At 57.4% G+C, this 25517-nt stretch carries 22 protein-coding genes; 9 read left to right on the top strand and 13 right to left on the bottom strand.

Features of this window, described 5'->3' with window-relative positions; all coding sequences use genetic code 11:
- Nucleotide 1: 1 nt before the first annotated feature.
- The 6 genes from ACR2R1_RS13585 to ACR2R1_RS13610 all read right to left on the bottom strand — a co-directional run bounded on the left by ACR2R1_RS13585 (nucleotide 2) and on the right by ACR2R1_RS13610 (nucleotide 5234).
- Nucleotides 2-748 (bottom strand): heme ABC transporter permease, encoded by a 747-nt coding sequence (locus ACR2R1_RS13585; RefSeq protein WP_156880144.1) that lies wholly within the window; start codon nucleotides 746-748, stop codon nucleotides 2-4.
- Nucleotides 749-753: 5 nt separating this feature from the next.
- A complete protein-coding gene (gene ccmB, locus ACR2R1_RS13590; RefSeq protein WP_156880145.1) occupies nucleotides 754-1422 on the bottom strand; it encodes a heme exporter protein CcmB in 669 nt (222 codons plus the stop codon).
- Nucleotides 1423-1427: 5 nt separating this feature from the next.
- Complete coding sequence (gene ccmA, locus ACR2R1_RS13595) at nucleotides 1428-2057, bottom strand: cytochrome c biogenesis heme-transporting ATPase CcmA (RefSeq protein ID WP_086134678.1); 630 nt, start codon at nucleotides 2055-2057, stop codon at nucleotides 1428-1430.
- A gap of 113 nt (nucleotides 2058-2170) precedes the next feature.
- On the bottom strand, nucleotides 2171-2500 hold the full coding sequence (locus ACR2R1_RS13600) for a PilZ domain-containing protein (RefSeq protein WP_434110496.1): 330 nt from the start codon (nucleotides 2498-2500) through the stop codon (nucleotides 2171-2173).
- 87 nt (nucleotides 2501-2587) lie between these two features.
- On the bottom strand, nucleotides 2588-3607 hold the full coding sequence (gene haoB / locus ACR2R1_RS13605; RefSeq protein ID WP_156880146.1) for a hydroxylamine oxidation protein HaoB: 1020 nt from the start codon (nucleotides 3605-3607) through the stop codon (nucleotides 2588-2590).
- A gap of 7 nt (nucleotides 3608-3614) precedes the next feature.
- A complete protein-coding gene (locus ACR2R1_RS13610) occupies nucleotides 3615-5234 on the bottom strand; it encodes a multiheme c-type cytochrome (RefSeq protein ID WP_086134676.1) in 1620 nt (539 codons plus the stop codon).
- Between the two features lie 99 nt (nucleotides 5235-5333).
- On the opposite strand from ACR2R1_RS13610, the gene ACR2R1_RS13615 reads away from it, so the two are divergent.
- Together ACR2R1_RS13615 and ACR2R1_RS13620 are read left to right on the top strand one after the other, a co-directional pair.
- Nucleotides 5334-6653, top strand: a complete 1320-nt coding sequence (locus tag ACR2R1_RS13615; RefSeq protein ID WP_086134675.1) for a M18 family aminopeptidase — start codon at nucleotides 5334-5336, stop codon at nucleotides 6651-6653.
- 186 nt (nucleotides 6654-6839) lie between these two features.
- A complete protein-coding gene (locus tag ACR2R1_RS13620) occupies nucleotides 6840-7265 on the top strand; it encodes a hypothetical protein (RefSeq protein WP_156880147.1) in 426 nt (141 codons plus the stop codon).
- Between the two features lie 9 nt (nucleotides 7266-7274).
- Here the strand turns inward: ACR2R1_RS13620 and ACR2R1_RS13625 are convergent, their stop codons facing one another.
- From ACR2R1_RS13625 to ACR2R1_RS13655, 7 genes are all read right to left on the bottom strand, one after another.
- Nucleotides 7275-10658 carry an EAL domain-containing protein gene (locus ACR2R1_RS13625; protein WP_156880148.1) on the bottom strand — a complete coding sequence of 1128 codons (3384 nt, stop codon included), beginning with the start codon at nucleotides 10656-10658 and terminating at the stop codon, nucleotides 7275-7277.
- A 211-nt stretch (nucleotides 10659-10869) separates the two neighbouring features.
- On the bottom strand, nucleotides 10870-12204 hold the full coding sequence (gene ltrA, locus ACR2R1_RS13630) for a group II intron reverse transcriptase/maturase (RefSeq protein WP_205780748.1): 1335 nt from the start codon (nucleotides 12202-12204) through the stop codon (nucleotides 10870-10872).
- A 629-nt stretch (nucleotides 12205-12833) separates the two neighbouring features.
- Nucleotides 12834-13298: a metallophosphoesterase family protein gene (locus ACR2R1_RS13635; RefSeq protein ID WP_434110500.1), complete on the bottom strand. Its 465-nt coding sequence runs from the start codon at nucleotides 13296-13298 to the stop codon at nucleotides 12834-12836.
- 258 nt (nucleotides 13299-13556) lie between these two features.
- Nucleotides 13557-13931, bottom strand: a complete 375-nt coding sequence (locus ACR2R1_RS13640; protein WP_434110502.1) for a hypothetical protein — start codon at nucleotides 13929-13931, stop codon at nucleotides 13557-13559.
- 153 nt (nucleotides 13932-14084) lie between these two features.
- The gene (locus ACR2R1_RS13645; protein WP_168183851.1) at nucleotides 14085-14585 is read right to left on the bottom strand and encodes a GNAT family N-acetyltransferase; all 501 of its coding nucleotides are present in this window, start codon (nucleotides 14583-14585) and stop codon (nucleotides 14085-14087) included.
- The gene (locus ACR2R1_RS13650; protein ID WP_077730733.1) at nucleotides 14579-14953 is read right to left on the bottom strand and encodes a GIY-YIG nuclease family protein; all 375 of its coding nucleotides are present in this window, start codon (nucleotides 14951-14953) and stop codon (nucleotides 14579-14581) included. Before ACR2R1_RS13650 ends, ACR2R1_RS13645 begins: the two co-directional genes overlap by 7 nt.
- A 6-nt stretch (nucleotides 14954-14959) precedes the next feature.
- Nucleotides 14960-15724, bottom strand: coding sequence for a Nif3-like dinuclear metal center hexameric protein (locus tag ACR2R1_RS13655; protein ID WP_086134671.1), 765 nt, complete (start codon nucleotides 15722-15724; stop codon nucleotides 14960-14962).
- A gap of 214 nt (nucleotides 15725-15938) precedes the next feature.
- Between ACR2R1_RS13655 and ACR2R1_RS13660 the strand changes: the two genes are divergently transcribed.
- From ACR2R1_RS13660 to ACR2R1_RS13690, 7 genes are all read left to right on the top strand, one after another.
- The gene (locus ACR2R1_RS13660) at nucleotides 15939-17495 is read left to right on the top strand and encodes a glucan biosynthesis protein (RefSeq protein WP_434110505.1); all 1557 of its coding nucleotides are present in this window, start codon (nucleotides 15939-15941) and stop codon (nucleotides 17493-17495) included.
- A gap of 43 nt (nucleotides 17496-17538) precedes the next feature.
- Nucleotides 17539-19671, top strand: a complete 2133-nt coding sequence (locus ACR2R1_RS13665) for a PAS domain-containing sensor histidine kinase (RefSeq protein WP_347258636.1) — start codon at nucleotides 17539-17541, stop codon at nucleotides 19669-19671.
- Nucleotides 19646-20032: a response regulator gene (locus tag ACR2R1_RS13670; protein ID WP_086134668.1), complete on the top strand. Its 387-nt coding sequence runs from the start codon at nucleotides 19646-19648 to the stop codon at nucleotides 20030-20032. Before ACR2R1_RS13665 ends, ACR2R1_RS13670 begins: the two co-directional genes overlap by 26 nt.
- Nucleotides 20029-21369, top strand: coding sequence for a sigma 54-interacting transcriptional regulator (locus ACR2R1_RS13675; protein WP_086134667.1), 1341 nt, complete (start codon nucleotides 20029-20031; stop codon nucleotides 21367-21369). The genes ACR2R1_RS13670 and ACR2R1_RS13675 overlap by 4 nt, the downstream gene beginning before the upstream one ends.
- Before the next feature lie 620 nt (nucleotides 21370-21989).
- The gene (locus ACR2R1_RS13680) at nucleotides 21990-23390 is read left to right on the top strand and encodes a diguanylate cyclase domain-containing protein (RefSeq protein WP_168175436.1); all 1401 of its coding nucleotides are present in this window, start codon (nucleotides 21990-21992) and stop codon (nucleotides 23388-23390) included.
- Nucleotides 23391-23691: 301 nt separating this feature from the next.
- On the top strand, nucleotides 23692-24564 hold the full coding sequence (locus tag ACR2R1_RS13685; RefSeq protein ID WP_434110509.1) for an HDOD domain-containing protein: 873 nt from the start codon (nucleotides 23692-23694) through the stop codon (nucleotides 24562-24564).
- Nucleotides 24565-24694: 130 nt separating this feature from the next.
- Entirely contained in the window at nucleotides 24695-25501 is an 807-nt protein-coding gene (locus ACR2R1_RS13690) for a TIGR01458 family HAD-type hydrolase (RefSeq protein WP_086134664.1), read from the top strand.
- Nucleotides 25502-25517: the final 16 nt, after the last annotated feature.

Consider the following 25517-nt stretch of genomic DNA (forward strand, 5'->3'; position numbering starts at 1 on the left):
CCTAACGGGGTTCAGTGCCCGAGAATGCTTCCTGCACCCAGGCACTGCGCCTTTCACGATCGAGAACTTCGGCGCGGGCGCGGATTAGAAGCACCGTGAAGTAATAGAGCTGAAACGCTGCGGCCATGAGCAGCAAAGGCAGCAGCATGCTGACATGAATGGAGGGCTTGTCGAATTTGGTTACCGTAGGCCCCTGATGAAGGGTACTCCACCATTCGACCGAGTAATGGATGATCGGAATATTGACCACCCCGACCAAAATCAAAACACCGCCCGCCCGAGCCGCCGAGCGCTGATCTTCGATCGCGGAAACCAGAGCGATATAGCCCAGATAGAGGAAGAGCAAAATCAGCTCGGATGTGAGCCTCGCATCCCATACCCACCAAGCACCCCACATTGGCTTGCCCCAGAGAGACCCCGTGGCCAGCGCAAGAAATGTAAAGGACGCGCCGAGGGCCGCCGAACTGCTCGCCATCACATCGGCCAGCTTGATATTCCAAATCAAGTAAATGGCACTAAGCACGGCCATAAAGACGTAAATAAAAAGAGACATCCACGCGCTAGGCACGTGCACGAACATAATTCGATAGCTTTCCCCCTGTTGATAATCAGGGGGAGCAACGAATAAGCCCAGGTATAGACCGGCCAATAACAACAGCGCCGTTATCAATCCTAGCCATGAAATCAAATATCCGGAAATGCGGTAAAAATGTTTCGGCGAAGCCAGTTTATGGAAGAACGTCCACATAAGGGTCAACTCAAGCTAATTCGCAAAGCGGCAGCCGTTGCCAGCGGGACTAGGGTTAGCGCCAGCACCAGCATAGCGGCTAAAAAATATAACTGGCCAGTAACAGCCATTCCTGCGGCAGCGGCCGAAACGGCATTAGTGGCAAAAATCAAGACGGGGATATACAAAGGCAGAACCAATAACGTCAGCAGGATACCCCCGCGCCTAAGCCCGACGGTCAACGCCACCCCGATGGACCCGATCAAGCTCAAGAGCGGCGTGCCGATCAGCAGAGTTAATTCGAGTACGGCCAGGGCCGGCGTAGGCATAGCCAGAAACAAAGCCAGCAATGGCGCCAGCAACAGCATCGGCAATCCGCTCACCAGCCAGTGCGCCAGCACTTTCGCGAGCACCAGCAGCGAAAGAGGATAAGGGCTTAAGGCCATCTGTTCCAGCGAACCATCGTCAAAGTCGGAGCGGAACATATTTTCCAGGGAATACAACGCAGCCAACAAAGCCGCGATCCAGATCACTCCCGGCGCAATCTTCCGGAGGAGAGCCTCTTCCGGGCTAACCCCGAGCGGATAAAGCGTCACCACGATCAAGAAAAACAACAACGGATTCGCAAGTTCGCCCCGATGCCGAAAGGCCAATAATAGATCGCGCTTAAGTAGTGCCAAGAAAGGACCGATCATCTGTCTCACGCCAAAGGCAGCTTAACGAGCCTACGGTCGATCCGCACGGTTTGATGAGACGTGAGAACAGCCAACCCGCCACAGCTCAAATGAGCCTCCAGCAATGTCTCCACCAAGGAAACGCCGCCGACATCAAGGGCCGTAAAAGGTTCATCGAGAATCCAAAGCTTCGCGGACGACATGATCAATCGAGCTAAAGCAATGCGTTGCCGCTGCCCCGCCGAGAGCGCGCGGGCGGGAGTATCCTCTCGGCCCGTCAGCCCTACTGTTCGCAAAGCCTCAGCCAAACTTTCGTGTGAAAAAGACAGGCCATTAAGGGCGAGAGAAAGACGCAGATTCTCCTCTACGGACAGTTCCGCTTTCAGTCCCAATTGATGCCCCAAATAAGCGACTTCGGAAAGAAACGCGGAGCGCCGCCGTGCGATATTTTCGCCGCGCCAGAGCACTTCACCATCGCTGGGCGGAGTAAGGCCAGCGAGTATCCGCAGCAGACTGGTCTTGCCGCTACCATTAGGGCCTTCGATTTGAAGAACTTGCCCGGCTCTGACGCTGAGGTTCAGGTCACTGAACAAAAGGCTATCGGAGCGCACGCACTCCAATCCCCGCGCTTGAAGCGTAGGCTCTGGATCGTTCATTTATCGGTCGGGAATGCGTTTTGAATGCTCAATGCGTTAAAGGGAGATCGGACGAAGCGGCAACGGCGCCGTATGATGATCTCGCTGACCAGCGGGACATTAAGTTGAAAGCACTAGAAAGCTTCGGGATCGTCGAGAAACCGGAGCCCCGCTCCGTTAGTCGTCAGTCTTACTACAACCGCTCGAATAATGGGTGCGTCCTCCATCCCGCAAACCTGAACTGTTACCTCGTCTCCGGCAACAAATCGCGGACAACCCGCCGTTTGGACAAATAACCCACCGTCCGAGATATCGGCTGTGGTCAGTTCGATTGTACCGAGCGACTCATGCATGATCGATATTTTAGCGTTGAGTGGCGTCCGCAAGTATTTTCGTTGATCGTTCATCCCTCCCCCATTCTGCCACAAAGTCGAGGTCAAATTATTGCAGAATAATAGAGGCATGCGACATCGAAGCGATAATTTCAACGAATGACAGTCAATCCCAACGCTCAAAAAACGTCCGCTTTCCGCGTTGCGATGTTTGCTCGGTTATGGCGCAATCCACTTAAAAATACTTAGGTAAGCGCCTTGCCCGGATTGATAGACCAGCTGCAGTTGCTCGGGAGTACGCCCCACGGAGCCGACGAAAGGCAATAGTCGGGCTAAAAGAGTTTTTTCACCCTCTTCCGAAGTAATGCGCCAGGCACGAATGCCGCCGCCAGGAAGCGGATGAACCAGATAACTGGCGCGGCCTTTTTCTTCAGCCCAGCGTTTTACCGCTGAAATCTGGGCGTGGATATTCGCTTCGGCCGGAAAGAACCTTGCCTCTAAGGGAAGGCTAACGCCGCTCAAGGCTTCGATCTCCGAAAGCCTTGCCAGATCGTCCAAACAAACGGCCCAGAAAACCGGCCTGTCTTTCGGTAGACGCTCTGAAAGCTCGGCAAGTGCTTGGTCGGCGTCCATGGTCAGCCAGCGTGCCAATTGGCGTAGAGGCTGCTCGTCTTCGGCAAAACCACCGGCAATTTCACCCCAAAAGCCTCTTGATCGCGGCTCAGGAAATGCATCGCCCACCGGCTGCGCCGCCCAGGCGTCGCGCCCGGACAAGAAGTGGATCCGTTGAGCGTTATCCCACCACGACACGAACAAGGCATTCTCATCCGTGTGTTGGCGAATCGCTTTCGCGGCGTTCGCCCAGAGATCATGCCGTACCTGATTTCCGTCCCTGATACCCTGCGGTGCCGATGAACCTTGATCGGAAGGCGGAAAAACAATGGCACGCCGCAATGCGCCGCTTTTGTCGCTGTAGCTTACGGCGTGCAAAGAGACCATCACCTGATCCGCCCGGCCGATCTCGTATTCCCCCAGGCTCTCGGGCTGAAACTGCCCGTCCAGCGTGGGGAAACCCGGATCGCCGGGCTTCATCTCCTTGATCTTTTCGAACCGCAATTCCTCGGAAAAGAAGTGCGGCAATCCCAAAAAGAAGATGGCTATCCCGGCAAGCAGCAATCCAAGGCCTAGAAACAGTCTCGGTTTGCTGCTCCGCCGGGTGTCTTCGTTAAGCTGCGTCATGCCGCTCCTAGCGTTTGCGGGAACGGATCACCACGATGCCGGCGGCGACTAGGAGTGAACCTAGCACGTATCGGCTGGTGGCGGCATCCTTGAACTCCCGCAATGCCACCCGGGTCGACGACTCGCCGTTTTGCGCGGTTTTCCCGGCTGCTTCCCGAAGCTTGGTGTTCTCATCCATGATGATGGCGTAATCACGCATCAGTTCCGACCAGCCTTCGGTGTAGGTGAAACCGCCCGGATTGGCGTGGAACAGCCCTTTGTAGAGCTTGATCACGTCGTGCTCCCACATGTCGGCGTATACGCGCTCCACGTGAGACGGGTTGTTTCCCTTGGCCCAGAACAGCTGGAAGAACCCGCCGGCAGCATCCTTCTCCGGTTTCGGCGGCTCCGGCCGATTGGTCTTTTGTCCGGGCAACAGACCGTCTTTATGCAAAGCTTCGACGACTTTCTTGGCCTCCTGCTCGACTTTCAGGCCAGCGATCGTGCCCTTGTCCGCCGCGGTGAGATAACTCTCGGCAAAGCTTGGCGAATGGCAGTTCGCACAGGTTTGCTGCCAAGCATCCTTCCGCTGCTCGAACCAGGGGTGATTCAGATTATCCGCGATCGCCGGGGTCGGGTTGAATGCCCAACGCACTTTGCGTACCAGGTTGTGCGAATATTCACCCTCGAACTCGAAGTGACAAGTCTGGCAAGTCGGCGCCGTATAACCGCCCTTGGTGATGGCGTCTTTCAACGGAACCTCGAAATTCCATTTCTGCTTGCCCTGGGTCAGATAAACCGTGCCGTGCTTTGAGAGCAGATAATTTTCCCATTCGTTGTGGTCCACGCCGTTGTGGCAGGTCGAACAGGCTTCCGGCTGGCGCGCCTCGGCCGCAGAAAACGTATGCCGCGTGTGGCAGCCGTCGCATTTGTTCTGCTGGTAATGGCACATATCGCAGCCTTGGGCGATTTCGCGCTCCGCCATTCCCGCCCAAATCGCGGTCTCCACGTTAGCCTTCCAGTCCATCGCGTGGGACGGATGGCCTTTAGGCCACTGGCCTTGCGGCCACTCCTGATCCTTTTCGGACTCGGCCTCGGCAAATTCGGTCGTGTGGCAGGTTCCGCACTTGGCCCGATCCGGCATCACCAAATCTTTGTCGTGCTGAATGGAGCTGGCGCCGACACTGCCGTGACAGTCGATACAGCCAACATCTTTGAGCTGTTCGCCGTCTTTGAGCAGCCCTTGCTTGACCAGTTGCTGCTCGACTTCGGCTAGCTTCGCTTTCTTATAGAAGCGCGGGTCCTGAGCATTGGGCATGTTGCGAATCTTGTCCAAGTTCGCATGGCTGCTATTTTGCCAGGCATGGAACGCACCGGGCGTTACGGACTGATGGCAGACAACGCATTGCTCGCGTGTAACTTCGCCGGTCACGGTTGTAGGCGGCTTATAAAAGTCCTTCGGATTCCAATATTTCTGGATGGGAATCGGCTCCCAAAGGTCCCCGAATTTTCCCTTTCCGGGGTGATCTTGATAGTATTTGTCTTTTAGTTGTTGAAAGCTGGTGTCTTCCTGCTTCGCGTAGGCGACTGCCGTAAACGCTTGCACGACAAGCAAGAAAATCACGCTTTTTAGAATCTTTGTTAGCATCGTCACTCCTCCGTTAGGGCCCCGTCTGTAACGGACACCCACCACATAGTATCGATTCAGAACCAAGTCTCGTCAAACGTTTTATTGAGATTCTTCAGCATGATTCCTCCCGAAATTGCTAGACACGCTCAAGGGCTGCTCGACTTCATCGATGCCAGTCCCAGCCCGTGGCATGCCGTTGCCACGATGGAAAAACGCTTGCGCGAGAAGGGCTTCACACGCCTGGAGGAAAGTCAAACCTGGAGTTTGCGTCCGGAAGGGCGACACTACGTCATCCGCGGCGGGTCTTCGCTGATTGCTTTTATTGTCGGCTCCAGGCCCATGATCGAAAGCGGCTTTCGCATTGTCGGCGCTCATACGGACTCGCCCGGTTTGCGCCTTAAACCCAAGGCCCCGCACCAGACGGAAACCATGATGCGTCTCGCCGTCGAAGTGTACGGCGGGCCAATCCTAGCCACCTTCAGCGACCGGGACCTGAGCCTCGCTGGACGAATCTGCGTCAGAAGCGACTCGATGCTGCAGAGCCGGCTGATTCATTTCGAACAGCCTTTGGTGCGGTTGGCCAATCTGGCCATTCACATGAACCGCTCCGTGAACGAAGACGGATTGAAGCTCAATAAACAAAACGAGTTGCCGTTGTTGTTCAGCGGCCTTTGCGACGCCGAAACGCCGGAGCATAAATTTCTCAATCTTGTGGCGGATAAGGCTGAGTGTAAGCCCAGCGACATTCTCAGTTGGGACTTGAACGTCTACGATACCCAAAAAGGCTCTTTCTGGGGACCTCAGCTCGAGTTCGTCGCCGACAGCCAACTCGATAATCTCAGCTCTTGCTATGCCGGCTTGGTAGCGCTTTTGGAAACCGAAGCATCGGAAAGCACCTGCGTAGGCGCTTTTTTCGACCATGAGGAAATCGGCAGCGAAAGCAACAGGGGTGCGATGGGAAGCTTCATTTCGGATGTTCTGGAACGCATCGCCTACGCCGCCGATGCGGACGTATCCGGCTACAAGCAAGCCCTGTCCCGCAGTTTTATGATCAGCGCCGACGCGGCTCACGCCTATCATCCCAATTTCCCCAACGCTTACGAGCCGCTGCACCGCATCGCGGTCAACCTGGGACCCGCGATCAAGGTCAACGCGAACCAGCGTTACGCTACCGACAGCATGACGGAAGCAAAGTTCATCGAGCTGTGCCGGCAGGCGGATGTACCCTACCAGAAATATTCCCACCGGACCGATCTCGCGTGTGGCTCCACGATAGGCCCGATGACCGCCGCTCGGCTGGGCATCCCTACAGTCGACGTGGGTTGCCCCTTATGGGCGATGCACAGCATTCGGGAAAGCGCGGGCGTTCTCGATCAACCATACTTGGCGGCCGTCCTGAAAACGTTCTTTGCCGAGCCTGCGGTTCGATATGCGTGACGCCTGAACCTGTTCTTATCCTCCCAAACGACACGACAGCCGATTACCTGCGCCCGTTTCCCTAGAGAAACACCCGAGGGCTCCAGTTTTTGCATGCCGAGCCGATACAACTCTTATAGCCGTGGAATTCCCGCCCGGCCATCCGAGCAATGCCGACGGTTCTTTCCCGCAAGAGGAGCGTTTAGCATGCGAATAGCGTCATTTTCCGCCGGCATGAATGCCTACCGCGAGTCCTCACAGGTATTAGCCCGCCGTGAGTCGCTCGATCTTCGGACTGGAAAGCGGACAGGCGAGTCCCGTCGATCCACCGAACCGCTAACCAAAATGGATCGGGTATCGCTCACATCCGACGCCGCGTCGGTCCGAGACACCGAAAAAGCCGATCGGCCCGTTGATATCCGACTCAGTCCCAAAGACCGCCTGATCGCCGATATCGTCCGCCGCATGGTAAAGGCCGTTACCGGTCACGATGTGGTAATCCGGTCTCCGGAAGAGTTGTACAGGAAGCTCGAGGGAACGAGGAAACTATCGACGGAAATCGGTTACACGCCGCCCGAGGCAAGCCGGATAACCCGGCAAGCGCCGGCACGGTTCAGCAAATCGATTACGTAGTTTAAAGCCTCATTTCTCCAGTAAGGCCGGATGGTCGGCTACTGGCCGGTCGAGATAGTATCCTTGAGCCAGGGTGACGCCGAGACCACGGATCATCTCCAGCGTCGCGGCGTCCTCGACATATTCGGCGACAGTGATTTTTTGCAGTCCGCGCGCCACGTCGACCATCGCTTTGACAAAAACTTGATTATCGCGATTGTTCGGCAGGTCCCGGATAAACAACCCGTCGATTTTGAGCACTTCGACACCCAAGTATTTGAGATAGCCGAAAGTCGAAAATCCGCTCCCGAAATCGTCCAAACAAACCAGGCAACCAGCCTGTTGGATGGCCTCGATGAACCGTTGCGCATCCTGAATATCCGAAACCGCCGCCGTTTCCGTCAGCTCGATGATGAGCCGTGCAGGATCGACGCCGTTCTGCTTCAATTGACTGCGAATGAAATGCGGCAGGGACGGGTCGTCGAATGTACGGCCGGAAATATTGATGGCGAGCGGCGGAATCGACGGATTCCGCGCCAACAGTTCGATTCCGTGCCGTAACACCCAGCGGTCGATCTCGGTGATTTGGCCGCTCTTCTCGGCGATGGAAATGAATTGCCCCGGCATGATGAGACATGCGGGATCGACAGGATTTCGCATGCGCACCAAAACCTCCAAATGACTCAATGCGCCGCTGTCGACGGAGTAAACCCCCTGGAAATGAAGTTCGAATAAATCTTTCTGAAGCGCCTCCGCGATGCGCCTGTTCCACGACAGGCGCTGCATCATGGCTTCCGAGCTGTCGCGTGTCGGGTCGTAAATCGCCCAAGTGTTCTTGCCCTGCCCTTTAGCCTGATACATCGCGGCGTCGGCATGCGCCACCAAATCCTCCGCGTTTTCCCCGTGGTCGGGAAAGACCGCCACGCCCACGCTCCCGGTAACGCGCATATTGGTGCCGCGGAACCGGAACGGGATCGCCGAAATCGCGTTTGCGATACGCCCAGGGAGAGCCTCGAGGTCGCTGCTCGGGGTTATCGTGCTCAAAATGGCGAACTCGTCGCCGCCAAGCCGGGCGAAGGTTTCCTCATGGCGCACCAAAGTCGATATTTCACCGGCGATGCGCACGAGCACCGTGTCGCCGGCTTTGTGGCCGAAGGTGTCGTTGATGTACTTGAATTCGTCCAGGTCGAAATAGATCAGGCAAAATCGGCTGCCGGTACGCACCGAAGTGGCGATCAGGCGTTCCAGCTGATCTTGGAAGCGGTGACGATTGAACAGGCCGGTCAAGGGATCGCGCTCGGCCAGATAAAGGAGTTGCTGGGCAGTTTGACGTTCGTAGGTGATGTCCTCATAAATCCACAAGCGCCCGATGGTCCGCCCGTCGTCATCGGTCACCGGATAGGATATTTGCGTCAGAACCCTGCCGTCGTATAGATCGAGCTCGAATCGCTCGCTGATTTCGTGAGTGTCGAGCACATGCAACACGTATTTGGACGCGTGATCCGGCCGGGCGAACCGGTGTGTCGAATGCTCCAGGACATCACGGGTAGTGCGCCCCACCAGTTGAAAATCTTCGTCTATCGCCCACATGCGGTGGAAAGCCGGATTGACATACTCGATCAGCCCCCCTCGATCTTCGAACAAAATGCCGATGCTCATGGCCGACAACAACGCACCCATCCGCCCATGCTCTTGCTGCGCGAGTCTCGCCAGCTCGCGCTGCCGATTCTCGGAAAGCCGCAATCGCTCCAGTACCCGTCTTAACCGCTGCTCCGTATGCTTGCGGTGTGTAACGTCGAAGCAAAGCGCAAAGAATCCCGATACCAAACCGTTCCCACCGATTCGTGGCAGATACTGAATATCCAGCCAGCGCTGCACGCCTTTTTGATTCCTGGCCGGCAATTCGAAGCGCGCGACCTCGCCGGATAAAGCCTTATCGGCATGGGGCTTCGCCTGTTCATAAATGTCCGGTTCCATGAGGTCGGACATATGCTTGCCGATGATCTCGCCGCGCGATTTTTGAAACCACTCTTCATAACCTCGATTGACCAAGACATAGCGGTGCTCTCGATCCACCAACGATACATACGCCGGTATCGAATCCACCACCAACTGGATCAGCTCCTTGGCATGCCTCAGTTCCTCTTCGGCCTGCTTTCGCTGAGTAATGTCCTGAACGATGCCGGTACCGGAAACCGGGCGGCCGCTGGGATCGAATTCGAGTTTGGCCCTTTCCCGTACCCATTTCACCTGCCCCGAGACCACGATTCGATGCTCGATGTCATAGGGCTCGCCGCGCAAGGCGGCCTGCCAGGAATTTTCGACAAAGTCACGGTCTTCCGGGTGAATCAATCTCAAAAAATTTTCGAGCGCGAGGGGCTCAGCCTCGGGAACGCCGAAGATTCGGTGAGTTTCGGCAGACCAGCGGAGCGCATTATTCCGAACGTCCAAATGCCAACTGCCGACGTGGGCGACCGACTGCGCACGCCGCAAATCGGCCTCACGCTCCCGCAGTCCCTGCTCGATGAGTTTTCTTTCGTCGACTTCCTCCTGAAGTTTGCAGTTAGCCTCTTCGAGCGAAACCGTACTTTCCCGCACCCGTCGCGCAAGACTGATATTGAGCGCCGCCGCCTCGGCGCGCGCTGCCTCCTCGTGTTTTCGCGCGGCAATGTTTGCCGCTCGCGTAATGACTGCCAAAGCCAGAGCCAGCACGAACGCGCAAAACCCTCTGAGGACATATATGGGAACGCCCGTGGAGGCGAGGAACGAGTTCGCGGTAGGTATCCAGTCGGGAAATGCAGCATCGCCCTCGGTCAGCAATCCGGCGACGACTCCATAGGCGAACAGCGCCCCCGCGGCGACATAGAAATAAGGTCTGGTCTCGGGAAAGGTTGGCCACCCGCATACGCGGCCCCGCTTCACCACCAACAACGCACCGCTTATCAAACTGCCGCTGAAACCGAAAAAAATCCTTCCGCCGGCACTTACCCCACGAATGGCATCATCGGCGATCCAAGTCAGTGCGAACACGCCGGTCAAGAAGGGAAGATAAATCCAGGCGCCGAGCCATGGTTGCCAAACCGGTTGCCGTTCATTCCGGGAAGCCGCGCAGAGCAGCACCAATCGGCGCCCGAACTCGAACAACGCCAGATAGGAAAACACCAATATGGAAGCATTCAACCAACGCAGCCCCGCGCCGTCCGCTCGATTGAGCAACATCCAGGCATCCAGCCATTCCTTGATGCCGTGGAGAAAACCGAATATCCCCAACAGCCAAAACTCCGAGGCAAAAGGAAGAACACGATCGCTTCTGGGCTGCAAAAAGACGACAATCGACAGAGTCAGGAAAGAAAAGCCATAGAAAATATAAAGATCTATGAGCCGGAGGGGGGAAATATAAGTAAGCTCTGCCATCGGGTTGTTTCTTGTTGTTGTCGGGCAACGGCGACATAATAGTTACTCCGGCAGGTAGAAGATAGCAAAAGCTGTCATGGACGGATAAAAACCGTCTTATTAACCCGGCCTATAAATCGGGTAACCAGGGGTTTCTAACCCCCAGTCCCCACACCACCACGGCATGCGGGTCCGCACCGGGCGGTTCACGAAAAGGGAGCACACGACGATGTCAGGTGTAGCCATGGGCCTTCATCCAAAGATCACGGATAGTGATCAGCCCCTGGGTCTTCAGCCATTGGTTGGTCATCCCGGTCTGCGTCGCCAGCGTCCGCGACAGATGCCAGTAGCTCTTGCTGCTGATCGCCGTCAGGATTGCCTGGCGCTTGCTCGTCCCCAAACCCAACAGGTTCTTGACCTTGGTACGCACGTAGCGCCACTGTTTCCAGTAGCACATGCGTACCCGGCGTCGAAGCCAGTGGTCGAGTTCGGGGATCGGGCGGTAGTAGTCCGAAATGCCGAAGTAGCCCATCCAACCGCGGATATACTGGGCGAGCTTGTAAAACCGGTGAGCCATCGAGACACCCCAGCTACGCCCGGTCAGTGTCCGGATGTTGTGTTTGAAGTCCTCGAATGCCCGGTCGCCCCAACGCAGCTTGGTTCCCCGGAAATTGAATCCGAGAAACTTGGCCTGGTCGGTTTTGACCACCCGGCTCTTCTGCTCGTTGACCACCAGTTTGAGCGTGCCGGTCAGGAAGCGCGTGACGCTATCCTTCACCCGCTCGCCGGCCCGCTGACTTTTGACCAAGATCAGCAGGTCGTCCGCATAGCGGACGAACCGGTGGCCACGCCCTTCCAGTTCCTTGTCCAAGTCATCCAACAGGATGTTGGCGAGCAACGGCGACAGCGGTCCGCCTTGCGGCGTCCCCAACGCCGTTACCTGGATGGACTCGCCGACCAGAACACCCGCCCGCAAATACCGGCCAACCAGCGCCAACAGCCGCTTGTCGCCAACCTTGCGGGCCACACGAGCCATCAAGACATCGTGCCGGACGTTGTCGAAAAATTTCGCCAAGTCCAGGTCACAGGCGATGCGGTAGCCGGCCTGAAGATGACCTTGTGCCTGCCTCAACGCTCCATGGGCGGAGCGTCCCGGTCGGAAACCAAAACTCGACTCCGAAAAGCCGGGGTCGAAGATCGGCGTCAATACTTGCGCGATGGCCTGCTGGATCACCCGGTCCATGACGGTCGGGATACCCAGCAGTCGTTCGCCCCCTCCCGGCTTCGGGATCGACACCCGTCGTACCGCTTGGGGTTGATAACTGCCATCGGCCAGTTGCTGGCGAATCTCGGCCCAATGCGAGCGCGCAAACTCGGCGAAGTCCTCGATGCGCATCCCGTCCATGCCGGGCGCACCCCGATTGGCCTTCACCCGCTTCCAGGCCCGTCGCAGGTTCGCACGGTCCAACACCCGCTCCATCAGATCGTCGTGCAAGGCTGGCTGCGTGACGCCACGCCGGACATCGGCTCCCCCGGTCGGGTTCATCGTCGATACCGAGTCGCTCACGGCTCCTCCTTGTCTTCTTGTGTTCGGCCCTTCACCGTCCGGTCTTCCAGGCCGATGCGGCTAGTATGGCCTCTGCTGACTTCTGCCCGGTCACACCCTGCGTTGCCGCAGAACGCGCTGCCAAAGACAGGTCGTAGGGTCCGGTGGCTATTCCAAGGCTTTCGCCCTGGACCTCAGTCCGACTCCCATAACCTATCCCAGCCGCTCGCCGGACAGATCTCCCCGAATAAGAACATGAGCTTTCAGCGCACAACCGCCGCATTTACCCTATCTCCCGTACCCGGCGGGTTTCGTCATCATGTGCTGACTCACCCGGAGACTGAGCCTTCTATGCGGTTTCTGTTCGTCGGCTCGCACCTTTGCGCTCGGGCTTCCTTCAGACCACTCCTCGCGGAGTTGCCCTTGCCGTCGGCTAGTAGTTACATTGGCCCAAAGAATGGGCATTACAGGTACTCCTACAGGGGACTCTCACCCCATCAGTTCATGCCCATGTCGGGCGTACACATAGGCCGGGTTAATCCGGGACACGGATACCCCGGCGCGGCGGCAAGCCGAGTGAGCCAAGGCCGGGCCTGTACACCGGCCTTGGCAGCGGCCCGTAAATACCCTCCTGGTATTTACGGGCCTGATTAATAAACATCGAGTTCAACGATCTCACCGCACAGTTCTCCGTCCGAGAGCACCAAACGCCCGATCGAAACCGGCAATTTGAACCGCCGCGGTCCCGCACTCCCGGGGTTCAGATAACAAACCCCGCCTTCTTTACGGATCTTCGGCTGATGGGAATGCCCTGAAACCACGGCGGCGAATCCGGCTGCCGCCGGGTTCAGATTCAACTCTTTCAGGTTGTGCATGAGATAGATGCAACGGCCATCGATACGAACAACTTCCCGTTCCGGAAGCGGCTCCGCCCATGCCCCCTTATCGACGTTTCCACGAACGGCGACGACCGGCGCAATGGATCGCAATGTATCGAGCACTTCGGGACGACCGATGTCGCCGGCATGAAGAATCAGATCGCAGCCTCCAAGCGCGGTTATCGCTTCAGGTCGCATCAAACCATGAGTATCCGAAATAACGCCGATAAAACGCATTAGGGTTCCAAATAGGTTCCAGACTTGAACTCGGCCGGCTCAGATGATGTCCTCATGTTATTTGGGGACGACGGTTTCCGAACCGCTCCCGCCTATGGTGCATCCGTCCATTAGCTGCTACTTTGAAAAGATGGAACGTATGTCACGTAAGACGGCGGACCAGAGTCGACAGTTTAATCAGCTCATCGTTAGGAGGAGATCATTATGAAAACAACTTTGAAATGCATCGCTGCCGCATTGTTGATTTCTCCGATTTGTTCAACCGGCTTCGCCGAACAACACGCGTCTCAACAGTCTACCGGTCAGCACCAAATGGGTGGCATGGGGGGTATGGGTGGAATGATGGGGGGCATGGGCGGCATGATGGGAAACATGACCGAGGAACAACGAGAACAGCACATTCGGCAAGCCCAGGATCACATGCTGAAAATGCACGAACTCATGAACCAGATCATCGCCGCCAAAGACGACAAAGAACGGGAGCGACTGAAAGAAGAACAACGGAAACTCATGCGAGAACACCACGCGCAGCATCAGCAAATGATGCAGCAGCACATGCAGCAGATGAGACAGCATGGCGGCGGTCAAATGCAGCAAGGCGGACCGATGCAGGGCGGCCAACAGATGCAGCACGGAACTCCCGCGCAATAACGAGCGGCTGACGACAATAGGGTTGCAGCTAAAGCAACCGTTTGTGATTCGGAATCCAAAAGCCAAGGATGGCGTCGGCCCAGCTCACATCTCGGTGCTCTGGATGCCCAGTTGCTTAGCCGCGGACCGCCCGCTTCAATCAAGCGTACAGCACATCACGTAGTCATCGTAATAGAAACCATCGCCGCCTTCGGCTATTTCTGCGCGGACGATGACGAAACCGGCCCGAAGATAGGCACGGACTGCCCTATCGTTCTTCCTGAACACGTAAAGATAAATCTCGCGGGCCCCTAAGCGCGCCGCGACGGCCTTGACGTGCGCCAGCGCGGACGCGCCGTATCCCCGCCCGTGAAATTGCGGCAAAAGATAAAGCTTGTTGAGCCGCATACGCATCTGCTCCAGATGGTGGTGATAAGCGAGAAAACCGACCATTTCACCGTCCAGCATGATCCGTTCGTAAACGACTCCGCGCTCCATTTCGCTTCGTATCGCTTCAGGCCGATACATGCGATTCCAAAAATGCTCGATCTCATCCTGGGTCAGCACGTCCGGATAATAATGGCGTCGCCATATATCCAGAGCCATTTCGGCGATGGCTTCGGCATCTTCGGGTTGGGCAGAAACGATGCTCAGCATGGCTCCCCAACAGTCTCTCCGGCCGCTCGATACTTGAGGTGACTGCCGCAACCCGATCGGCAATCGCCGGCTCCGAAGCGGTTGACGATAACGCGACCTGCGGTGCGACGATTGACCTCGCATTCGGACGCGTCAAACCTTAGCACGTCCACGACATCGACGCCGGAAGCGGCCAATAAATAGTCGATATGCCAGCGCAGCCGTTTGCTCTTGGCCAAATGCCGCGTGATTCTCGCTTCGAAGTTACGTTTCGCGCTCCCGGTATAAATGTAACGGCCTGTGGGAAAATCGAAGGTGCCGAGTTGCCCTATCCGGATTCGGAGGTTTTCGGAGACGTGAATCAGTAACTGGTAGGTCGAAAACGCCATGATCGATCATGCCGGATTGTCGCTGGGAATGAAGAAACACTCGACATCGAAAGTATCCTGCACCCTTTCCATCAAGGCTTGAACGCCGAAGCGTTCGGTAGCGTTGTGGCCGCCCGCGTACATGTGCATTCCGGCCTCTTGCGCCTCGTGCCAGTCGTGTTCGCTCATCTCGCCGGTGACGTAGGCATCGAGCCCGTCTTGCAAGGCCAAGGGCCAATCCCGGTTCGCACCGCCCGTAATGATCCCGCACGACCGAACAATCGCTCTTTCATCGGGGGTTGCGAACAGCACCGGATGGTCGAGCACCGCGCCCAATCTGTCCCGCAATGCGGCGGCGCTTAGCGGCTCGGCAAACACTCCCTTGATGCCGGTCGGGCAACGTTGGTAATCACCGAAAGATTGCTGCTCGCCAAGACCGATGGCCCGCCCCAGGCTGGCGGCATTGCCCACTTCCGGATGGGCATCGAGCGGGAGATGATAAGCGAACAGGCTGACATGGTTGCGCACCAGCGGGAAAACGCGCCGGGCGAAAGGGCCGGTCAGGGTTTTCGGGCCATGGAACTTCCAGAAGAGTCCGTGGTGCACGATCAGCGCTTGAGCGCCTCGTTCCGCCGCAGCGAATGCCGAGTGCGCCGTAGCCGAAACGGCAAACGCGATACGCTCGATCCGCTCGCTCCCTTCGATTTGCAGGCCATTGGGGCCGTAGTCCGCGAAATCCTGCGGTTTTAAGAGTTCTTTCAAGAATGCTTCCAAATCATCTCGCATCACCATTGGCACGCCCCCATCTTTGACTGGCCCTCCTGCGTTCTCGATTCTGCAAACCGCTGCCGTCAGCGGCGGCCGTGCTCCCCATGATAGCGCTATTAGCTCAGCCCGAGGGAAGCTACCGCATTCTTCATCAGGCGCATACGGGCTTTCTGGGCTCTGGACGTAAGGTCGGAAGATCGTTAGATTGCGTACCTTCATTTCTCATTGATGTAACAGCATGATGACTCGAAGAGACTTATTGGCGCGTTTGCTGACTCTGGCGGCATGGGGGGTGCTCAGCCCGGCGGCGCTTTATACGCCTCTCGCGGAAGCTAAAGGCAAAGCAGGACGCAAGCCATTCAGCAAGGCATGGCTTATCGAGGAAGCGAAGCGGCTTTCCCGGAAACCTTTCGATCCGCCCAAAGAAAAATTGCCGGCCTGGATCGCCAATCTGGATTGGGATGACTACCAATCGATCCGCTTCAAAACCAAGCATTCGATCTGGGCCAAGCAAGATCTGCCGTTCCAAGCAAGACTTTTCCACCTTGGCTTGTTCTTCAAACACCCCGTCGAGATCTACGAGGTCGTCCACGGCGTGGCTGAACCCATAGAGTATTCGACCGACCTGTTCGAGTTCGGGTCGAAACTCGAAAGGCCCCGAAAAGTCGGCGACATCGGTTTTGCCGGATTCCGCGTCAATGCCGAGCCGGACTTCGAACGCGATATGTTCGCCTTCCTCGGGGCGAGCTATTTCCGCGCCGTCGGCGGCACCAAGCAGTACGGCCTGTCGGCGCGCGGATTGGCCGTCGACACTGGGCTGCCGCGCCCCGAAGAATTTCCCGAATTCCGCCGTTTCTGGCTGGAGAGGCCGTCGCCCAAGGCCGAGTTCGTAACCATCCACGCGCTGCTCGACAGCCCCAGCGTCACCGGCGCGTACACCTTCGAAGTCAATCCGGGGGATACGACGGTCATGGAAATCGAAGCCCACTTATTTCCGCGCGAATCGATCGAGCGGATCGGCATAGCCCCGTTGACATCCATGTATCAGCACGGCGAGAACGACCGCCGGGTGTCCGACGACTTCCGCCCGGAAATCCACGATAGCGACGGGTTGGCCTTATGGGCCGGCACCGACGAATGGATTTGGCGCCCCCTGGTCAACAGCCCTGTGGTGCGCGTCAATTCGTTCGTGGACAACAACCCAAAAGGATTTGGTCTGTTGCAGCGGGATCGCAACTTCGACCATTATCTGGACGATGGCGCCAACTATCATCTACGTCCTTCCGCTTGGGTGGAACCGCTCGACGGGTGGGGTCGAGGTGCCGTGCAGTTGGTGGAGATCCCGACGGCTGACGAGACCTTCGACAACATCGTCGTTTTTTGGAGTCCGGAGGAACTATTCCAGCCGGGCCAGGAGCGAGTATTCAAATATCGATTGCACTGGGGCGAACCGCCGGTCAGTTCCCGTGCGGCCAAGGTGGTTGCCACCCGTATCGGAGCAGGCGGCATTCCCGGACAAAAGAACCGCATTCCATCTCGCAAGTTCGTCATTGACTTCGAAGGCGGCCGGCTGAGCGACCTGCCGGAAACCGCCAAGGTCGAGCCGATCATCACGACCTCCCGTGGACAAATCAAGGAGCCGGCGGCACGTCCGCTGAGGGGCACCAACGCCTGGCGCTGCAATTTCGACTTGATAAGCGACGGCAGCGAGCCGGTCGACTTACGTTGCTATCTTCGGGACGAACTGGGCGCGCTGACCGAAACCTGGCTTTATCAATGGACGCCGGCGGCATAAAAATCGGCGGCGCACTAAATCCTGATCCAAATCCATACCGAACTTGCACAAACGTATTGAACTTGAAAATCAACCCGCGCCGGGCGGCTTTTTCGAGGCCGGTTTCGTGCTGACCGCCGTGTTGCGGCCAAACGGCGTGGTCGCGGAAGTGAACCGCGCAGCCTTCGAATCCGTTCCGGTCGGTCGGGGAGCGGCTGTAGGCAAGCCGTTCTGGCAGGGCCCCTGGTGGTACGACGATCCCGCCAAACAGCAGGAAATCCGGGAAGCCATCGCCCGAACCGCCGCAGGTGAAACCATACGGCTCATTACCACGGTACGCAGTGCTGGAAACCATTGGCTACAGGTCGATCTGTCACTGCGGCCGGTGCGGGACGATACCGGCCGGGTGGACTGGATCTTGGCCGAGGCAGCCGGCGGTTACGACAGCCGCGCCGCCCAGGACGAACTGTACCGGCTCAATCGGGAGCTGGAAGAGCGCATCGCCGAGCGCACCGAGCTGATGCGGTTGATGATCGAGTCCTCCGCGGAAGCGGTAGTCACCATTGACCGGCATGGCATCATCAAGGAATGGAACGGAGCGGCCGAACGCATTTTCGGTTGGCCACGCGATCAAATGATCGGCGGCCGACTGTCCGAATTCATTATTCCGCATCGCTACCGGGAGGCTCACGAGGCCGGTTTGAAGCGCTTCCTCGCCACGGGACAAGGCACCGTACTCAACCGGACCATCGAGCTCTCGGCTCTCAATAGCGCCGGCGAGGAATTCCCCATCGAACTCTCGGTGTGGCCGGTACGCTGCGCGGAAGGGTATCGCTTCAGCGCCTTCCTGCGCGACATCACCGAGCGCAAGCGGGCCATGCAGGGCGCTGCGGAAACGGCGGAGCGGGCGCTCCGCTTCCGCACGGTGCTGTTCGAACTGGCCCGCATGGATAAGACCGATTACAAGGGGTCGCTCCTGCGCATCCTCAGAACCGCGGCCTACACCTTGGGTCTGGGGCGAATGGTATTCGGCCGCTTCGAAGAGCGCGAGGACGACGTGGCTCTGCGGCCGGAAATCATCTACCGCGCCGAGTCCGACGATACCGTACCGGAATCGGAACTCGGCGGTTTCGGGATGAGCGGATATCCGCAGTACTATGCCGCCATCATTTCCAACCGGCCGGTGGTGGCCAATGACGCCTGGACCGATCCGGCAACCGTCGAATTCCGCGACCATTACCTCGCACCCCTGGGGATCACCTCCATGCTCGACGTCCCGGTATGGCTGGACGGGCGGGTCGTGGCGGTGGTTTGCCACGAGCACATGGGAACTGCGCGTACATGGACCGCCGAGGAAGTCGGTTTTGCCCTGTCCATCGGCAATTTGGTGGCGCTCACCCTCGAAGCCGCAAACCGGACCCAGGCGGAAGCGGACCTTCGCCAGGCCGAGGCCGAAGTGCGGAAAGCGTTGGCGCGGGAGCAGGAACTCAACGAACTCAAATCCCGCTTCGTGTCCATGACCTCCCACGAATTCCGCACGCCCCTGACCGCCATTCTGTCCTCCACCGAACTGCTGGAAGCCTATGGCGAGCGCCTCGCCTCGGATAAGAAGGCCGAATTGCTCGGTATGATCAAAACGGCCGTCAAGAATATGACCCGAATGCTGGAAGAGGTGTTGTTCATAGGCAAGTCCGATACCGGCCATCTGCAATTCAATCCGCAGCCGACCGATGTGGACGACTTCTGCGAGCAATTGCTCAAGGAGGTAAGAACCGGGGTCGGCCGGGAACACGACATCGAGTTCACCGCGACCGGGCATCCCGCGCCGGCCTTGGTTGACACCCACCTCTTGCGCCAAATCATCCTGAATCTGATCAGCAACGGCGTCAAATTTTCGCCCAAGGGGTCCACCGTCAGTCTGGTCTGCACCCGCGACGCCGCGGGGCTCGTTTTCGAAGTAGCCGACCGGGGGGTCGGCATCCCGCCGGAAGACCGGGCGAATCTCTTCAATACCTTTCACCGCGCCCGCAATGTCAACAATATCCAGGGTACGGGGTTGGGACTCGCCATCGTCAAGAAATGCATAGAGCTGCACGGCGGCGACATTACCTACACCAGCGAATTGGGAAAAGGAACCCGGTTTCTGGTACGGATACCGTTAAGGGGGGAGCATGATGAAAACAATCCTTGTGGTTGAAAACGATCCGGCACTGAGGATGCTGACGTCGCAGTTGCTGGAACTGGAAGGCTATAAGGTAATCCAGGCGGAAAACGGCCGGCTCGCACTGGAGGCCATCGCGGCCGAACCGCCGGACCTGGTGCTGTGCGATCTTCTGATGCCCGAATTGAACGGTTGGGAGGTCCTGCGCCAGTTGATGCGGAGTCCCGAAACGGCCAACATTCCCCTGGTTTTCCTAACGGCCAGCGCCGCGCCCAGCGAACGGGAAGCCTGTTTGAGCGAGGGCGCCTCCGGCTTCATCATCAAGCCATTTCAACACGCCGAACTGCTGCAGACGATCCGCAGTCTCCTGGTCGGCCCCGCGGGGTCGCAGCCATGAGACAAAGGCCGGAAATCCTGATCGTGGATGACGACCCTGCGCTGCTCAAGCTCCTGGCCATGCGCCTTGACCTCGAAGGCTTTGCCGTCATCGAGGCCGGCAGCGGCGAGGAGGCCCTGGCGAAAACGGCCACCCATCGGCCGAAGCTGGTGATTACCGATGTCCAGATGGGCGGCATGGATGGCCTGACCCTGTTCGACTCCCTGAAGCACATCCATCCGGCCCTGCCGGTCATCATTCTCACCGCCCACGGTTCCGTTTCCCATGCGGTGGACGCCGTACGGCGGGGCGTGTTCGGCTATTTGTCCAAACCGTTCGAGGCCGAGGCCTTGCTGGCCGAAGTGGAGCGAGCCTTGGAGCAGAGCGGGGCGCCCCCCGAATTCGACTGGTCGGACACCATCATCACCCGCAATGCCGGGATGGAAGCCGTGCTCACCGAAGCGCGCATGGTCGCCGCTCAGGATGCCAGCGTACTGATCACCGGGGCCTCCGGCACCGGCAAGGAACTGATGGCAGAGGCCATACACCGCGCCAGTCCCAGAGCGCAGAAACCGTTCATCGCCGTCAATTGCGGCGCGATCCCGGAAAATCTCCTGGAATCGGAACTGTTCGGTCACGTCAAAGGTGCCTTCACCGGCGCCGTCCGCGATCACAAGGGGCTGTTCCTAGCGGCTCAGGGCGGGACGGTCTTCCTGGATGAGATCGGAGACATGCCGCTGCCGCTGCAAGTGAAGCTCCTCCGCGTTCTTCAAGAGCGCACGGTACGGCCGGTCGGCGCCTTGCAAAGCGTGCCGGTGGACGTGCGGATCGTTTCCGCAACCCATCGCAATCTGGAAAGGGAAATCGCCGAAGGGCGGTTCCGGGAGGATCTGTACTACCGACTGAACGTGGTGAATCTCTGTCTTCCTTCGCTACAGGAGCGGGTCGACGACATTCCGCTGCTCACCCGGCATTTCACGGCGCAACTCGCTCGGAAATACGGCAAGACCATCAACGGCTACGCCCCGGAGGCCATGGACCTGCTGCTGACCTGCCCCTGGCCGGGCAATATCCGGCAACTCCTGAACGTCATCGAAAAAATCGTCGCCCTCGCCACCGTCGAGATCGTACCGGCTTCCCTGGTCCAACGGGCCTTGCAGCGACAGGCCGGCGAGATGGTGTCTCTGGATGACGCCAAGAAGAGCTTCGAGCGGGATTACCTCATCCGCCTGCTCAGAGTGACCCACGGCAATATCACCCATGCCGCGAGGCTCGCGAAGCGCAACCGCAGCGAATTCTATTCGCTGCTGCGCCGGCACAATCTGGAGCCGGGACAGTTCAAGGAAGATTCCGAGTGACCGTTTCCCTGTCCTGAAGAAAGAGGCGCCAAAGGAATTGCGCCTTTTCAGGAACGGTCTGCTCACGTCCGTTCATCGCGGGCTGAGCCTGCTCCCGCCCCGAGCCCCTACTTTTTTGCTACTCCACTGCCGACGAGAATTTCCCGTGCTTTCAGCCAAACAGACGGGCATCGCAAGCAACACGGTTTGTCCGCTGCCTCGGACCCCGCACGGAATTTTCACCCACCCCAGCCCAACAACCGAAGCTTCGAATCAAAGCCTCATCCATCGTTCTGCGAATACGCAGATATCGACACCGGCCAACCCAACACTGCTCGAAATACCGAACTCCTGTAGGTAATCACAGCCATCTCAAACCGGCGGAAACCGCCGCCATCTCGACCGCGATTCATACCTCTGTATGAGTAGAAATACTTATGGTGTTTCGTACTCGTCATCCCATACTACGGAAATCGGAATATCGCTGGGACGAATGCAGTTCGCTCCGCGTAATCTTTTACGGATACTGGATCGTAGGGATGAAAGGACTATCATTTCCCGTACTAAGCTGGCTTCCTTGGATGGCGGGCCTTTTTGTGCTTATTGCTCCTTCGCTTCCAATACTCGGAAACGAAGGATTTTTGCGTCTTGACGGAGGCGCTTTCGAAAATTTTCAGCTTTTGGGCTTCGTCGGGCCGCTGTCGCTCATCGCATTGCTTGCCATTCTTGGCAAACGCTTCACAAAAACAAGACAAATTCCCCCACCTTCCCGGGAAGATCTCGAAACGATTCTGGAATTGTCACCTGCCGCCATCTGCGTGACTGAAAAGACCAGCCTACGTTGCGTCTATGCCAATCGCGCCGCTTGCGACTTACTCGGCCACCGGTTCGGAGAGCACAGTGAAATCGATGTCGAAGCCGTGATTGTAGAGGACTGCTCCGCTCAACTGTTACGCCTGGACGCGCTGACGTCCGGCGATATCGCGCGAAGCACGCTGAAAGTGAGGCACAAAAACGGAAACATCTTAACGGTCGATGTCAGCGTCCGGACGATCGACGACGGAAAGTTCGTGTGGTCTTTCGCCGATATCACGGAACAGAAAAACACCGAGGAGACACTCCGGAATGAAGTCCGATTCGCCGACGATCTGATAAGAAGTTTGCCCGGCATCTTCTATCTGGCGGACAAGGATGGGCGATTTCTACGCTGGAACGCTAATTTTGAAGAGATGTCCGGTTATTCGGCGGGCGAACTGAAACGTGCACACCCGCTGGATTTCGTTCCCGAAGACGACAAACACGCTTTTGTCGGGGACAATATCATCGAAATGTTCACCTCGGGACGGTCCCTCGCCGAATCGTATTTCCTGACCAAGGACCGGCAGCGAATCCCGTTTTTCTTCACCAGCACAAAAGCCAAACTGGGACAGAGCGATTGCCTTCTGGGTGTAGGCCTCGACATCACCTCGCGCAAAACCGCCGAGGAGCAGATTTACTACCTGGCGCACTATGACGCGCTTACCAGTCTCCCGAACCGGATTCTGTTCAACGACCGAATCAGCCATGCCCTGTCCTTCGCCAGCCGATATGGGCAGCAGTTTGCCGTCCTATTCGTCGATTTGGACTGTTTCAAGGAAATCAACGATACGCACGGACATAATGTGGGAGACCTCGTCCTACAGCAAGCCGCGCTTCGGATATCTCAATCGCTCCGTGAGAGCGACACGGTCGCCCGCATCGGCGGAGATGAATTTCTCGTGCTGCTTCCGGGAATTTCCGGAGCCGAGGAAGCCTGCATCGTCGCGGAAAAAATTCTGAGCGCGGTCGCTCGTCCGATCGAGGTGAATGGCTCGGAGATCGCCGTCTGCTCCAGCATAGGCATCGCGATTTTCCCCATTCACGGCACCGACAACCACAGCCTGGTCAAAGCCGCCGACGAGGCCATGTATTACGCCAAACGGACCGGCAAAAACCGTTATCATCTGAAGCGCGAGACTGCACCGCTAAGCGATTCGACCAAAAAGCTTTATCGGCATTATTAAGGGTCGCCTCTGCCGACCGACGCCAGAGCCTCGGACATGTCGATTCGTCCGGGACTGATTTGATGTCGATTTTTCACGGCTAGCGTTCATTCCAGCCTCCATAAGTCCTTCCCTTCCGCTTATCTCAACGAGCAAGACGGTTTTCTCAGGACGACTACACTTCTACAGTGCCGCCCCACAAGATAAATCAGATCTTTCTAGCCCTAGGGGTTGCGCTATTCGAGCGGAGAGTCCGCTCGAACGCCGCATTTCCGGTAAAAAAATAGTGACGCACCAGCGCCAAGAACATCAGGTTAAACCGATGACTGCCCAAACGCTCGTCAAAAAAGTAAAGACGCTCGCATCCCTGCCCGAAGTGACTCTGAGAGTGACTCAGCTCATGGAGTCTCCCGATTCGACCAATGGCGCGATCGGTGAAGTGATCGTCAACGATCCGGCCTTGACCGCAAGATTGTTGAGATTGGCGAACAGCGCTTTTGCCGGCGTGCCGCACAAGGTCGAAACGGTTTCCCAGGCGATTTCATTACTCGGTAGAGATGCCGTCCGGGATCTGGTGCTGGCGACGTCCGTGGCGAGTACGTTCAGGGGAATTCCGCCGCACTGGGTGGACATGGAACGGTTCTGGCTCAATAGCATCGCCTGCGGCGTCATTGCGCGCTCCTTGGCCTTCCGCTGCCGGATCTTCGAAAATGAACCCCTATTCATAGCCGGACTGCTGCACAAGGTAGGCAGACTGGTCTTCTACTCCTGCCGTCCCGATCAATACCGGAGCGTTCTGGAACTCAGCGAACGCGGCGAAGATGCCATCAACGAGGCGGAACAGCGAATTTTCGGCTTTACTCATGCCGAGCTCGGCGCCGAACTATTGAGAAACTGGAGACTTCCCGAACGCCTGCAAAGGGCCGTGGCACACTATTTAGAGCCCAACAAGGCTCCGGCGGATCATCGAAAAAATGCGGCGCTCATCCACGTGGCCAGCGCCCTGGCCAGCCATATCGAACCCAGCGTGAATCTGGAAGATGTGTTAAGCACCGAAAAAACGGGAGTCGACAAGGGCGCCTGGGAACTGCTCGAACTGTCCTTGGACACGGTCCCTAACATCATTCAAGATGCCTGGATCCAGACCTTCGAGGTTTTCGAAATCATCAAGCCGAGTTTCGCTGTCATACATTGACAGCCTAACGGAGATACGTAGTTTCGCGAATTCGCTTGTCATAGCGCATTCGATCGCCGGTTCTGCAATTGCGGAATGACGCGCAATACCGGACCATAAATGCGAGCGTGGACAACTCCTCCGATATCCCATGAATTCCCAGCGCAGCTCGTCAACCGCCATTTTCTCCAACATCAAAGGCATCCTGCTCGATCTCGACGGCGTGCTATACGTTGGCTCACATACCATCGAAGGCGCTCCGGAAACCGTAAGACGTATCCGCGCAGCGGGTTATCCGCTTCGTGTCATCACCAATACCAGCACTCGGTCGCTGGCTTCGCTGCACGACAAACTGGTGAAACTGGGGTTCGACATCGAATTCAATGAAATTCTGAGTGCCCCGCAGGCGGTTCTGCGCTACCTGAAACAACGTGGCTCCCGGCCTTGCACTCTGTTACTGGCCGAAGACGTAAAACGCGACTTCGCCGATATCGCCGAAGCGGACATCGAGCAGGCGGACTATATCGTCCTTGGCGATATCGGCGAAAACTGGTCTTACAACTTGCTCAACCGAGTATTTAACCGACTGATGCAGGGTGCCAAGCTCGTCGCCGTCCACAAGAATCGATTCTGGCAAACCGAAACGGGACTTAGAATGGATATCGGCGGGTTCGTCGCGGCGCTCGAGTATTGCAGCGGCGTCGAAGCCACGGTAATGGGAAAACCGTCTCCGGATTTCTACCGGATAGCGCTGCAGGATATGGGCCTGAGAGCCGAAGAAACAGCCATCGTAGGCGACGATATCGATTTCGATATCGGCGGTGGCCAAAAAGCCGGGATGACCGGAATATTGGTCAAAACCGGCAAGTATCGGGAAAGTTATGTGAACGCCTCATCGATTCGGCCCGACAAGATCATCGATTCCGTCAACGAATTGCCGGCGCTGTTGGGTCTCTAATAGACATCACGAGGCA

Source organism: Methylocaldum sp. GT1TLB (assembly GCF_051027445.1).
Lineage (GTDB): Bacteria > Pseudomonadota > Gammaproteobacteria > Methylococcales > Methylococcaceae > Methylocaldum.

Excerpts from the sequence above, each read along its gene's own strand:
- ACR2R1_RS13685 (WP_434110509.1), top strand. The coding sequence starts at position 23,692 with ATGACTGCCCAAACGCTCGTCAAAAAAGTAAAGACGCTCGCATCCCTG.
- ACR2R1_RS13600 (WP_434110496.1), bottom strand. The coding sequence starts at position 2,500 with ATGCCTCTATTATTCTGCAATAATTTGACCTCGACTTTGTGGCAGAAT.
- ACR2R1_RS13620 (WP_156880147.1), top strand. The coding sequence starts at position 6,840 with ATGCGAATAGCGTCATTTTCCGCCGGCATGAATGCCTACCGCGAGTCC.
- ACR2R1_RS13675 (WP_086134667.1), top strand. The coding sequence starts at position 20,029 with ATGAGACAAAGGCCGGAAATCCTGATCGTGGATGACGACCCTGCGCTG.
- ACR2R1_RS13610 (WP_086134676.1), bottom strand. The coding sequence starts at position 5,234 with ATGCTAACAAAGATTCTAAAAAGCGTGATTTTCTTGCTTGTCGTGCAA.
- ACR2R1_RS13660 (WP_434110505.1), top strand. The coding sequence starts at position 15,939 with ATGATGACTCGAAGAGACTTATTGGCGCGTTTGCTGACTCTGGCGGCA.
- ACR2R1_RS13585 (WP_156880144.1), bottom strand. The coding sequence starts at position 748 with ATGTGGACGTTCTTCCATAAACTGGCTTCGCCGAAACATTTTTACCGC.
- ACR2R1_RS13670 (WP_086134668.1), top strand. The coding sequence starts at position 19,646 with ATGATGAAAACAATCCTTGTGGTTGAAAACGATCCGGCACTGAGGATG.
- ACR2R1_RS13625 (WP_156880148.1), bottom strand. The coding sequence starts at position 10,658 with ATGGCAGAGCTTACTTATATTTCCCCCCTCCGGCTCATAGATCTTTAT.
- ccmA (WP_086134678.1), bottom strand. The coding sequence starts at position 2,057 with ATGAACGATCCAGAGCCTACGCTTCAAGCGCGGGGATTGGAGTGCGTG.
- ACR2R1_RS13650 (WP_077730733.1), bottom strand. The coding sequence starts at position 14,953 with ATGGCGTTTTCGACCTACCAGTTACTGATTCACGTCTCCGAAAACCTC.
- ACR2R1_RS13635 (WP_434110500.1), bottom strand. The coding sequence starts at position 13,298 with ATGCGTTTTATCGGCGTTATTTCGGATACTCATGGTTTGATGCGACCT.
- ACR2R1_RS13655 (WP_086134671.1), bottom strand. The coding sequence starts at position 15,724 with ATGGTGATGCGAGATGATTTGGAAGCATTCTTGAAAGAACTCTTAAAA.
- ccmB (WP_156880145.1), bottom strand. The coding sequence starts at position 1,422 with ATGATCGGTCCTTTCTTGGCACTACTTAAGCGCGATCTATTATTGGCC.
- haoB (WP_156880146.1), bottom strand. The coding sequence starts at position 3,607 with ATGACGCAGCTTAACGAAGACACCCGGCGGAGCAGCAAACCGAGACTG.
- ACR2R1_RS13645 (WP_168183851.1), bottom strand. The coding sequence starts at position 14,585 with ATGCTGAGCATCGTTTCTGCCCAACCCGAAGATGCCGAAGCCATCGCC.
- ACR2R1_RS13690 (WP_086134664.1), top strand. The coding sequence starts at position 24,695 with ATGAATTCCCAGCGCAGCTCGTCAACCGCCATTTTCTCCAACATCAAA.
- ACR2R1_RS13615 (WP_086134675.1), top strand. The coding sequence starts at position 5,334 with ATGATTCCTCCCGAAATTGCTAGACACGCTCAAGGGCTGCTCGACTTC.